This is a genomic window from Nonomuraea sp. MG754425 (assembly GCF_021699195.1).
In the GTDB taxonomy this organism is placed as follows: domain Bacteria; phylum Actinomycetota; class Actinomycetes; order Streptosporangiales; family Streptosporangiaceae; genus Nonomuraea.
This window is the reverse complement of record NZ_SSXE01000216.1, coordinates 15,347-27,565: the sequence shown is the minus strand read 5'-3', so window position 1 is coordinate 27,565 and position 12,219 is coordinate 15,347. Positions and strand designations below refer to the sequence as shown.

Annotated in this window: 7 protein-coding genes; 4 read left to right on the top strand and 3 right to left on the bottom strand. The window is 68.3% G+C overall.

Annotation, left to right across the window (positions count from 1 at the left end; all coding sequences use genetic code 11):
* Nucleotides 1-856: serine/threonine-protein kinase (locus tag FAF44_RS45195; RefSeq protein ID WP_237109621.1), on the bottom strand; the 856-nt coding region annotated here is incomplete at its 3' end.
* 113 nt (nucleotides 857-969) lie between these two features.
* Between FAF44_RS45195 and FAF44_RS45190 the strand changes: the two genes are divergently transcribed.
* From FAF44_RS45190 to FAF44_RS45175, 4 genes are read left to right on the top strand one after another with little or no spacing between them, the layout of a single operon-like run.
* The gene (locus FAF44_RS45190; RefSeq protein WP_237109620.1) at nucleotides 970-2,586 is read left to right on the top strand and encodes a PD-(D/E)XK nuclease family protein; all 1,617 of its coding nucleotides are present in this window, start codon (nucleotides 970-972) and stop codon (nucleotides 2,584-2,586) included.
* Nucleotides 2,583-3,731, top strand: a complete 1,149-nt coding sequence (locus FAF44_RS45185) for a hypothetical protein (protein WP_237109619.1) — start codon at nucleotides 2,583-2,585, stop codon at nucleotides 3,729-3,731. The genes FAF44_RS45190 and FAF44_RS45185 overlap by 4 nt, the downstream gene beginning before the upstream one ends.
* Nucleotides 3,724-7,296, top strand: a complete 3,573-nt coding sequence (locus tag FAF44_RS45180) for a hypothetical protein (RefSeq protein ID WP_237109618.1) — start codon at nucleotides 3,724-3,726, stop codon at nucleotides 7,294-7,296. The genes FAF44_RS45185 and FAF44_RS45180 overlap by 8 nt, the downstream gene beginning before the upstream one ends.
* 7 nt (nucleotides 7,297-7,303) lie before the next feature.
* A complete protein-coding gene (locus FAF44_RS45175) occupies nucleotides 7,304-10,255 on the top strand; it encodes a DUF3962 domain-containing protein (RefSeq protein WP_237109617.1) in 2,952 nt (983 codons plus the stop codon).
* A gap of 175 nt (nucleotides 10,256-10,430) precedes the next feature.
* Here the strand turns inward: FAF44_RS45175 and FAF44_RS45170 are convergent, their stop codons facing one another.
* Both FAF44_RS45170 and FAF44_RS45165 read right to left on the bottom strand, forming a co-directional pair.
* The gene (locus tag FAF44_RS45170; RefSeq protein ID WP_237109616.1) at nucleotides 10,431-10,763 is read right to left on the bottom strand and encodes a hypothetical protein; all 333 of its coding nucleotides are present in this window, start codon (nucleotides 10,761-10,763) and stop codon (nucleotides 10,431-10,433) included.
* Between the two features lie 9 nt (nucleotides 10,764-10,772).
* Nucleotides 10,773-11,675, bottom strand: a complete 903-nt coding sequence (locus tag FAF44_RS45165; protein ID WP_237109615.1) for a helix-turn-helix domain-containing protein — start codon at nucleotides 11,673-11,675, stop codon at nucleotides 10,773-10,775.
* Between the last annotated feature and the right edge of the window lie 544 nt (nucleotides 11,676-12,219).

The window sequence follows — 12,219 nt, the reverse complement described above, 5'->3', positions numbered from 1 at the left end:
GGGCGGGGTTACCGAACCGGGGAAGGTAGCGGCGCAGCACCTCCAGCCCGTCGGCCAGGCTCGGCCTGATCGCGGGCTCCTTCTGCAACATCCCCTGGATCAGATTGGCCAGGTCGGCGCCCACAGGGTACTGCGCGGGGTCGAGACGTGGCGGAGGATCGCTGCGGTGCCGCTCCTCGACGCTCCGGTCAGGAAGATCGCAGAACACTTGTTTCGCGGTGATGAGCTCGTACAGGATGCAGGCGAAGCCGTAGAGGTCGGCGGCAACGGTCGGATCCTTCACTCCTCGGATGATCTCCGGAGCCATGTAGCCGGTGCTGCCGGGGGTGTGGCCGTGGCAGGTGTAGCGGGTAGCCTGCGGGTCGGTGGGCAGAGCGATGCCGAAGTCGATGATGTGGACGGCGCCGTTGCTCGCGAGCACCACGTTCTGCGGCTTCAGATCGCGGTGCACGACGCCGCCCTGGTGGATCCTGTCGAGGATCTCCAGGATCTGCACGCCGACCGCGGCGGCCGCGACGATCGGCGGCGGCCGGTACTGGGAGAGGAAGTCGCGCAAGTTCTTCCCCGGGATGAACTCCATCACCAGGCACGGCTCCCCACGGAAACGGCCGTGGTCGAGCAGGCGCGGGATGCCCGGGCCCGCGAACTTGTCCAGGAGATCACGCTCACGCTCGAAGCGCATGAACGCCTCGCTGCGGACACTCCGCTCATCGGCGTCGTATGGCGACGACCAGTAGTCGCGGCCAAGCTCCTTGACCGCCACCGTCTCCTCTGTGTGCAGGTCCTCGGCCAGCCATACGCGCGCCATGCCACCCGTCTTCAGGGTGGCGCTGATCCGGAACCTCTCGAAGAGCACGTCTCCTGGCCGCACTGCGTCTCCCCTGTTGCCTGGCGTTCACACTTGGCGTTCCCCTTACAGAATACAGACTATCGCTTGACTTAGTTCACAGAGTCCGCTTCTCTAGGACCGTGAGCACTTTCCCGATGCCTTCCGGCCTCAGCGGCCGATCCGACGTGGTCAGGATCGGCCTGCCTTTGCTGCGCTCGGAAGCGGACGCTTGTGCCTGGGGACGGGCCCTGCGGGCACGCCCGCTCCTGACGCAGACCCCCGAACGCTCCCGCAGGAAGCCCGTCCAGGACTTCTTCTTCACACCGGTGCAGAGCATGCTCGACGCGATCGAGCACAATGGCAGCAGCGTGCAGGCCGCGTTGACGGACGGCTGGCACACCCGCAACTGCCACCCCGTTCACCGCGCGTGGGCACTCGAAGCCGTGCCGACCTACCTCGCCGCTCGGGCACGGCACGAGGCCGCCGGATACCCGGTCACGTTCCCCGTGACCACCGAGTGGGTGGGACTGAGTCGGCTGCGCCAGCCGGACACGAGGGGGGTTGTGCAGTACGAGCGCACCGCCTGGTGCCGAAGGTACGCCACTCAGGACGGCTCGGCGCGGGAAATCTGGATTCCGTCCATCGGCTCGGCCAAGGAGAACCGATCGGAGGCGGAGATCGCGGCCGCCGCCGCGATCGCGGCGACCGGGGTACCGGCTCGCGCGTCCTTCGGCGAGCCTTACCGGAAGGTCGAGACCGATGGGGTGAAGCCGCAGCGGGTCCGCGTCATCGGCGTCGGCCTCGCGGACGGCAAGCCCCTCGTCCTGGCGGACTGGGAGGCCGAAGAGGCAGTACGTCAGTTCGAGGAACATGCGAAGGAGCGGTACGCCGCCGTCCTCGACGGGCGGGCACTGCGCCCGGGGTCGGACTGCACCACCTGTGAAGGACTCCTCGGCTGCACAGCTCTTCCCGAAGTTGCAGGGCTGCTCGGTGTACCCGCCCCTCGCCGTCCCCGCAAGCGGCGCAGCGTCTCCATCAGCGACCTGCGCGCCTACAAGTCCTGCCCGGCGCGCTTCCATCTGACCCGGGCCCTGTACATCAAGGACGGCCGGACCGAGAACGAGGCGATCCGCCGCGGCCGCGCCGTCGACGCCTACCTGAACGACCGGCACGGCCAAGATACCCGGATTCCTTGCCGGAACGTTCCACTTCCTACCGAGCTGTCGGGCCTGACAGAGGAGGAGCTGGGCCCCGCTGTTCGCATGGTCGAAGAGCATCGCGCCTTCTGCCCGCTCGACGGGCTGCCCGGGAGCGAACTTGTCCGTCCCCAGTGGCGTCTGGCCGCCTACGACCCGGTCGTTGATGTGGTCGTCATCGCCGACCCCGACCTGCTCTACACCGAAGCGGGTGGCTGGGTGTGGCGCGAGACGAAAACCGCGTCGCGTCGCACCTGGGAAGGCCGTTCCTTGCTTCGCGAATATCCGCAGCTTGCGCTGGCCGTCCTGCTGATGGCTGCCGGCGTCCCCGGCGGCGATCCTCGCCGGTCGCGGATCGAGCTGGAGATCCTGCGGGAGAACGGTTCGGTCTGCGAGGAGATCGACCCGTTCGACCAGGCCACCCGCGACGAGGCACGTGAGATCGTCGCCGGGCTCGCCGCCGGATGGGCGAGCGACGAGACCTACTCCCCCGCTCCCGGCGACCATTGCGCCGATTGTGAAGTCCGCCGCTGGTGCGCTGCGTCAGGAGAACCCCGATGACCGCTGACACGCTGCCTGACGCCGCCGCGGACTGGGCCGCCTACCAAGGCATTCCACTGGTCCGTACGCTGGCCGGCGCCATGCTCGCGCTCGACGCTCAGACCGGGCTTGACGCGTTTACCCTGCCCTACCCGCCGGAGGCCCAGCGAGCGCTGGACCGCACGGTCCTCGCCTGTCTGCTCAGGGAGGCCACATCCCCGGCGAGCCTCACCGAACTCGTGTCCTGGTGTAAGGAAGTGCCCCTCGCCGACTGGCCGGTCGACCTTCCCGCGGACGCGATCGGCCCGGAGGACCGGTTGCTCGACGCGGACTCCGGGCGGCCGACCGAGCTCTGCCACGAATGGGCCGAGCGCACCCGCGACAGCGCACTGGCCTTCCGTGACCGTGAGATCATCCACACCGCGCTGCGCCTGTGCCGGGCATTCGGCGAGGAGGAGGCCTACACCGCCTTCCGCGGCCTGCTCGTCAACCGCCCCGTCCTGACCGCGCCGGAGAGCTTCGAGGTCCTCAACGACCTGGTCCTGGAGCCGGTTCACGAACTGATTCGGCGCATCTACCTCCCGGTTCCCGACAGCTATCGGTACGACGGTGAATACGTCTGCTGCGGGCGCTGTCTGACACTACTCACCCCCGTCCATGGCGGGGAGTGGTGGTGCGAGCGCGACCGCTGCCGCCGCCAGGGACCGGCTCCCCTGGGCAGGCGACTGCGTCCGGAGGAGATGGGCGAGGTACACCAGGTCGAGCGGCCGGTGCGGCAGTTCGTCACCGGGCCTGGACGTGCCGAGGCGGCTTTGGAGAAGGAGCTGACGGCGTTGGGGCTGGCGGTGCGGATGTGGCCAGGCTATGACGCCTACGACCTGCTCGTCACCTTTCCCAACGGTCACCGCTGGGCCATCGACGTGAAGGACTGGGCGAATCCGCTCTTCCTCGGCCGTTCGGCCCGCCTCGTCCCAAAGGAGCCCCCGTACGACGAGGCGTTCTGGGTCGTACCCCACCACCGGGTCGCGGCCAGGCGGGACTACGTCTCCGTATACGAGCGGAACCGCCCCTCCCAGGCCCGCGACCTGCCTCTCCTCACCGACACAGACCTGATCAGACGGGCCAGGGCCCAGGTCCGCAAACATAAGGGGGACATTCGTGCGTGACCGCGAAAGCTGGCACCGACCGGTCAGCCGCGAACTGGGTCAGGTCTGGAACGGCCTGACCGTAGCGCTGCAAGGCATGAAACCGGCCCACCTGTGCCAGGTCGAACTGGCCCTCCGGCTCCTGCAGCGGCTGGCCCCGGAAGAACCCGCCGAAGGCGTATACACGCTGCTCGGCGGCTACCCCTTCGCCCAGGCGGCCGGCCTGGCCCGCACAACTGAGCACGACACGATGCTCATCGCCGCCCGGCACCTGCTCTGGACGTTGCGCCGGCGCCGCGCCTGGCACCAGGCACTGGATCTGTACCGCCAGGTGCCCGCGAGGTTGCGTGCCTACGACGTCCCGGAGGACGGCGGCCCCGCCCTCCCGCTGATCCCGACGATCGCGTTCGATCGCGTCGCGGCCTACGACGACGCGCTCGCCCGGCTGCCGCAACACGCGCGCAAGCCGCTTCCACTTGCTCCTGCGGGTCGCAGCGGCTTCATGGATCGCCGCCGCCCCACCTCGGTCACCATCCCTGAGGCGCTGATCTTCGATCCGGTCCCTGGCCACGACCTGGCGCAGGGACGACCGGGCAAAGGTGTTCCGCTGACGATCAAGCGCACCGAGCTGCTCGCCACGGCCGTATGGATGGATAAGCGAGAACGGAAGCTGGGCGTGGAGCGACCCGGTAACTGGGAGGAGAGGATCAGCGAGCTGCGGTTCGCGCCTCGCGATGCCGACGGCCGGAACTTCAGCGAACGGGACGACATTTACCTCAACGGGCTCATGCATCTGGCCGGCATGGTGGGCGCGGGCAAGAGCACGCTGATGACGCTCGTCGCGGTCTGGGCCGCCCGGCGGGACCTGCGCGTCACCCTCGTCGTCGGCGACGTCGCCGAGCAGCTGCGGCTCTGCGAGCTGCTGAACGGCCTGGAGCTGCCCGCCGTCCCGGTGCTGGGGCCCACCACGCGTGAGACCCATGTGCAGCGGCTGCATCGCCGGCTCGCCTCGCGCGGCCTGGACAACCTTCTCGATCACGACGCGGCGGGCTTTGACGACCTCAGCACCGCGTGCGTGATCGATGCCTTGCGCGGCACGGAGGCCATCCAGCCTCTGCGGTACGCCGACGCGCCGTGCACCGCTCTCTACCCGGAGCAGCGGAAGGTTCAGCACACTGCCGACATCGTCCTGCCTGAGCCGTACCAGCCGGGCGAGGTCGCGCAGAGGCGCCCGGCCGACGAACTGTGGGGCAGCCAGCGCGGCTGCCCGGTGTGGGCAAGATGCCCGCGTCACGGCGCGGCGCGCAACCTCGTCGACGGGCTGATCTGGGTCGCCAACCCGGCGAGCCTCGTGCAGAGCGCCGTCCCGCAGCACCTGAACGAGGAGCTGCTGCGCTATCTCGAACTCGCCTGCCTGCTCAGCGACATCGTCATCGTCGACGAGGCCGACTCGGTCCAGATGAAGCTGGACGAGGTCTTCGCCCCCTCGGCGACGCTCGTCTCCCCGGGCCCCGAATCCTGGCTCGACCAGTTGCACACCCACAAGATCGAGGAGCTCTCGCGCCGCGGCCGGTTGCCTCTCACCGACCAGGACATCGAGCGGTGGAACTCGGCGCTGACCGTCGTCACCGCCGCCACAGACCGGCTCTACCGGCTGCTCATCGCGGAAGAGGAGCTGCGTGACTGGGCGGACATCGAGTACTTCAGCCCGTGGACCCTGCAGGAGAAGCTGCTCGGGGACTGGTTCGACGAGCAGCACCTGGGTCCCGAAGGCGTGCACGACGAACACCAGCTGTACGAGCCCTATGACGACGATTCGACCGACGCCGATGAGAGCCGGATCTTCCGGGACTCTCTCCGTTCACAGCTCACTGAACTCCTGGACGCCTTCCGTGACGATCCGCTGGGCGACTCCGGCCCATACGACACGAGCACCGACGACCTGATCGACACCACGCGCGACCTCCTGCACACCCTCAACACGGCCCGTACCCGCGCCCGCGTCAAGGCTCTGCTGAACAAGCTGATCCAGGGAACGCCTGCCTCCGCGCGGGACGACGGCTGGCGCGACCTGACCTGCAGGCGGCTCGAGTTCCTGCTCGTGCTGTCGGCTCTCCACCAGCGCCTGGAACGCCTGACGTTCCTCTGGCCCCAGGTCGAGGCCGCCCTCCGACTGGACTCCACCGGCAACGAACTGGCGAGGCGACCGCCGCTCGACTATGCACCGCTCATCCCCGAGGCCCCGATGGGCAACGTCCTCGGCTTCCAGTACCTCCCGGACGAGCGGGAACGCGACGAAGACGGCAACAACAGCGGCACCCTGCGCTTCTTCCGATGCGCGGGCGTGGGCCGGGAACTGCTTCTCTCCCTCCACGACCTGGGTGCGGACTCGGGGCAGGGACGCCCGGGCCCGCACGTGGTGCTCATGTCCGGCACCAGCTGGGCCGGAGCCTCGACCCGCGCCCACGTCCTGGCGCCTGTGGGCGCCGTGCTCATGCCGTCGGATCGCTCGCTCGACGCGGTGGGAAGGTCGCGGTTCGCCACGCGTTTCCTCTATGACGCCGACGGAACGCCCATGAGCCTGTCCGGAACCGACCCCAAGGTACGGCCGGCGGCCGCCAGGGCTCTCGCCATGCGCCTGGGCAGCCCCGGACGAGGTGGCGGAGCGAGCCCGCTGGAGGAGGAGCTGGCCCTCGTCGGAGACGACAACCGGCGCCGAGCCATCCTGCTCGTCGGCAGCTACAAGGAGGCGAACGCCGTCGCCGACACGCTGCACGGACTGGACCGCTGGCGAGGCAGGGTACGGGTCCTGGCCGCCGACGACGCCGACCTCGATCAGTCCGTACGCGGCACGGACCCTGCGATAGCCGAGCACGCCATCACCTTGCGACGGGGCGACCTCGCCATGTTCGCCGAGGACTACGATGCCGAAATGCTGGTGGCGCCCTTGCTGGCGGTCGAGCGCGGGCACAACATCCTCAACACCGAGCGCAACGCGGCCTTCGGCACCGCCCTGTTCCTGGCCCGGCCCCATCCCCGTCCCGACGACCTGGCGCTGGCGATCTTCGCCGTGAACGACTGGGTCTGCCGTTTCGTCCGCGACCAGAGACGGCCCGACAACCGCACGGGTCCGGCCACGTTCGGCGAGCTCGTCGCCAAGGCCGCCGGGCTCGACCGGGCCGGGCTCGACTTCCGCCACGAGGCGCGGCAGGAATGGCGTCGCCTGCTGTCCCGGCGCTACGTCTACTCACGGCTGTCACCCTGGGAGAAGCGGGCCTTCGCATGGGATCAGCTGGTCACCATGTGGCAGGTCATCGGCCGACTCGTACGGGGCGGGGTGCCCGCCCGGGTCGTCTTCGTCGACGCCAGTTTCGCCCCGAAGACGGCCCGCGCACTGTCCCCCGGCGCCACAGGCCCCGTCCCCCTTGAGGACGGCCTCCTCACAGCCCTCCGCCTCATCCTCACCCCATACTTCGACGCCGGAGCCGACTCTGCAGCATTCCCGGACCCGGCGGACCCGGCCCTCGCCCGGCTGCTCTACCAGCCGCTGTACAACGCCCTGTCCAACCTCGAACACCACCGCTGAGGACACCGTGCCCGTCAATTACGACTCCATCCGCACCTCCTGCTGGCAACCCGTCTCGCCGGACGCCACCATGGTGGGCCGCTACCGCGCGCTACGCTTCCCCGAGAACTGGCGCGACGCGATCCTCGCGCTCTGCAACCTGGGCCGCCCCGAAGGAGCCGAGCTCTACCGCACGGTGCCCACCTCCCGCTTCGAGCAGGTGATCCAGGCATTCGCTCCCGACCTCCTAGTGTTGCCCCGTCCGTCCGAGCACTGGCTGTACGTGCCCGAAGAAGTTGCGGACCCGCTGCCTGACCCTGCCTTCCGTGCGCTGCTGGACCGCTGGCTGGGAGACCTACGGCCGGAGCCGGAACACCGCGCCTTCCTCAAGGACGTCCGCACCGAGTTGGCGGCATCCCCGCCCATCTGGGAACCGGTCGAAGCCGAGCTGCTCCGCTGCCCCACGACCCCTGTCGGCGGCACTGCCGCACCCCTCCCACACCAATTCCCGCTCAACACCGACTGGCTGGCAAGACGCGTCCTGGCCCTCGGTCCGTACGAGCACGCGGCCGGCCGGCTCCATTTCCGCGCCGTGCCCCGCGGCCCTCGCGACAAGGGCGCCGAACTGGTCTCTCAACCACTTCCGGCACTGTCCGGAACGCGTACCTGGTGGTATTCGGTCGTTCTCAACATCACCCTGCACACCGTTCCCTTCGACCCACTCCCCCGTTTCCACCTGCACTTCGGCATCCGTCGCTGGGCGACGCGGGTCAGCTCGGCGACCGGCAGGGTCCACCTGCCGTACCGGCGCAGGACGACTGTGCTGTTGCGGCCGCGGGTGCCGTACCTGCTGGGTGCCCCGCTCAGTGAGCGCTACGCGCTGGCCAAGGTGGAACGCCGCTGGGACAAGGAGCGAGGAGAGTGGACCACCGGCTGGGTGAACGGCGGACCGACCGGCATCGTGCGCGGAATCTCGCTAGCCGAGCCTTTCCCCGGCGCGGACGACATCCTCTCCCATCCGGAGGAGTGGCTGGACCAGGGGCTGCGCGCGGGCATCGTGTACAGCACGGCTATGGGCGGCCACCAGGTCAGGGCGGGCCTCATGTCGCATCAGCGTTCTGAGCTCACCGAGTGGGCTGAGCAAGCCCTCCCTACCGAGGTGCGGGCGAGCTCCGCATTGGTCCGCACGCGGCGAGTGAGGTCCGCCAAGCCCCTCAATGCTCCTCCCACCGGCGTGAAGAAGGAGGACAAGCCTGAAGAAGACGCCCGCAGGGCGGAGGAACGGCGGGTAGGCGCAGCCTTCGCGATGTCCTTGCTAGCCTCGGAGGCCGATCCGGGAACGCTTCCCACACTGGAGGCACGACTTCTCTGGCAGACTCGTGAGCTACGCGAGGCCGCGATCACGGGACTCGTCGAACGCCTTGGGTTGAAGGGCGAGGGCGGCGTCTTCACCGAGGCGCAGTACGAGGCCGCACGTCCCGGCGACCCGGTGACCCTTGAGTGGCAGTCCGCCGAGCTCACCGTGCGACTGCGCTGTGTCAAGCTGACGGCCGGCCTCGGAGAAGGGCTCGCCCTCCCGCCGAAGGGAAAGCCCCGTACCTCCTCAGCGATCGGCGCGGCCGTCCGTGACCGGCGTACCAGCGCCTGCTCCTGGCTGGCCGACGACATCACGGGCATGGCTCCCACGCTGGCGCTGGTGGAACTCGACCGCAGGGCCGACTTCGAGACCGGCGACCACGACCCCAAGTTCGCGCTCAGGCTCGGCTTCGCGGACGCTGGCGCGGTCACCCAGTTCGTGACGGTGCCCATGAAGGCCGGGCGATACGACTCGGTGAAGACACTCGATCACCGCGTTTCCATGGCCTGGGACGACGGCCTGCGCCAGCTCGGCATCCGGGTGCACCCCGAACATGGCCTTGGTGAGAAACTGCCCGTCGGGCTGCGGTACGCCGCGGTCTGGCTCGTTAGGAAGAATCGCACGGCACGCAATCGGTGGGCAGCGTACGTCCCGATCGCTGTGCTCGTGACTCCGCAACGATCGGGCAGTGGCATCGCCGGTGTCCAGGGATGGGACTCCGAGTCGAATGCGTGGATCCCGTACCCCGCGTTGCTGCTGAAGCTGACGCGGCTCGCGGAGGTCGCCGTGCCCGGCACCGAGAACGGCGAGCCGGGCAGCTACTACCGCGCCATGGACAAGCAGCGGCGTGACACGGAGGAGTGGCTGCAGAAGATGCTGCGCTCCCTGCGCGGCGCTCCCACGCTGTTCCTCGCCTACGGGCAGAACGCCCGTTCGCACTGGACGTGGCTGCAGGACGGCCACGTGGAACCAGACCGCATCCGCGACGGCCACGCGCCGGCTCGTCGGCTGCACCCGAACCTGCGGCTCGTCCGCGTGCGAACCGCGCAAGGCCGGGAGACCCCTCAGTGGTGGGGCGTCAACCCGAGGGATGAGGCGAACGGACTGCCGTCCCACCTGTGGGTGCCACAGTGCGACGGCGCGAGCCGGGTCTTCTACAGCACCACGCCCAAGCCGGCACAATTCAGGACCTCGGCCATCGAGGCCGACAAACTGGCCCCCCGCCGCGCCGGCGAGCACAAGGGCGGTACCAGGATTGACACCAACATCCCCGGCTGGAATCCCGGGCTGGTGGAAATCGCCGTCCTCGGATGCCATCAGGACGATGGTGACGATCCGGAATCGCTGGCGCTCGCTGTCCATCAGCTGCGTCAGCCGCCGGACTACCCGCAGGCCCTCGCTCTGCCCCTGCCGCTGCATTTGGCGGGGCTTGGCCAGGAATACGTCCTGCCGACGCTCGCGGAAGAGGTCGAGGACGAGGCTTCCGCTGTCGCGGATCCGCAATCCACAGATCCCGGGGTGATCCCAGCGGATGACGGCTCCCTGGATCCGGCCATGGCAGCAGGACTCTTCACGGAGCCGGATCCTGAGGAGGATCGGCAAGCGTCACCTCCTGACGCGTGAGATACGGGCTGAAAATTGGTCATCGACGGCTCACCCTCAGCTGTTTCGCTCACCCGGCGAAGATCCTTCACCGGGTGAGCTCGTCGATCAGCACTCGCGTGGCTGGAGGGCCTCCAGGAGATTTTGATCCGCTGCTTCACCGTCCCGAGAGACGGTCCACGGATTCGCCCCCCTCCTACTCTGCCGATGCGGTCACCGCGGCCCTGAACCAGTCGAGCGCCGCAACGACCACGTCAAACACCGCGACGCTCGCCAGCTGACTGTTCTTGATGGAGGGATACAGCTCCAGCTTGGCGACGGGCATGTCCACGCCGGGTGCATCGTTGAGCCGCTGCCGAAGCTCCTCTCGCAGTGCCGGATCGTTGAACGGCTTGCGGCTGCGCAGCAGTCCGAAGGGAATCTCGGCGCTCTTGGCGTAGAAGCGAATGGCGTACAGGGACTGTCCTCCGACCTTGATGATCGGCGCGCAGGAGGCGTTGGCGGAGGTTGCGCCTGCCAACAATTCCATCCATGCAGGTCACGCCGCTTGTGAGTACTCATGGAGGACGCCGCCGAGCCGGTCTCGTCGGCGGACCTTCAGGTCGATGATTCGCTCTGGGTCCGTGATCGGATCGGGGACGGTGCGCAGCGGGGCTGCTTGGTTCAGGGCTTGATGTGCTCGGAACTTCCCATCCCGATCTCGGATCAGAAAGCGCGGCCGGCAGTCCGCATCGTGCAGATCCATCACGAGATTCCTGATCGCCTGGATGACCCAGCTCGCGCTCGGGTGCGCGGTGGTGCCGAGCACACGGACCCGCCTGGTGGCGTGCTCGATCACCGCCAGGATGTACTGGCGTTGCCCGTTGAGAGTGATGGTCTCGATGAAGTCGCAGGCCAGCAGGGCGTCGCCTTGCGAGCGCAGGAAGTCGGCCCACGTGGTGGACGCCCGCTCGGGCGCCGGATCAAGACCGGCCTGCTTGAGGATCTCCCACACCGTGGACGGCGCGATCTTGATGCCGAGTGTGGCGAGCTCACCATGCACCCGCCGATAGCCCCAGCCAGGGTTCTCTCGCGCCAAGCGCAGGATGAGGGCGCGAATAGAGCGGACGATGGGTGGGCGGCCAGGCCGCTTCGGCCGGCAGGTACGGGCATGACGACGTCGCATGAAATCGCGGTGCCAGCGGAGAACCGTGTCCGGACGGATGAGGAGCCGCAGCCGGCACAGGACCTCGCGCGGCAGCGACGTCAGAAGCGCGGCAAGGAAGGCTCGGTCCTCGGGCGCGAATCTCACTCTGGTGTCGGCGCCGAGCTGGCGTTCAAGGACGGTGATCTGGTGACGCAGAGCAAGTATCTCCACGTCCTTGTCCCGATCGGCCATGGGCAGCAACCGCAGCGCGGCGAACGTGTTCGTGACGGTCAGGTAGGCCAGGCGAAGCAGCACAGCGGATCATCCTGCCGTACGCGCTTCCGTCTCCCGGGTGACCAGAGCTCGCGAACGCCACGCGAAGCCCTCGCAGAGTCATGACCTGGGCGGACGTAATTATCGGCAGGCGCAGAGTTCGCGGGCGACCTGCAAGGCGTGCTCTGCGATGCGGAAGTCGCCCCCCGTACCCGCTCCCTACGTCCGCTCGGGCCCAATACCTGGATCGCGAAGTACCACGAACCGTGATCTTCGTCAGCCAGATCGGGGCAGGTCCTGTCCTGAGCTAAGCGACCACACCGCTTGTACACTACCGGCTCGCCCATCTTGCTCCCTCTCCACTACTGCAAGACGGGCGAATCGGGAAAGCATGATGACGCTACAGCTGTAGTTGGGCGCGCATTCGAGGTGTATAAGTCCAGCGTGGGTCAAGGCGTCGATCAAGCCGGCCGTCCGATGTCGACGACGCGTGAATACTGACCCCCAGGCGACGGCCGAAATCTGACCCCTCTTGCAGTTCACTCTGGAGGGTGATCAAGGTGGAGGACTGGGCGGAGATCCGCCG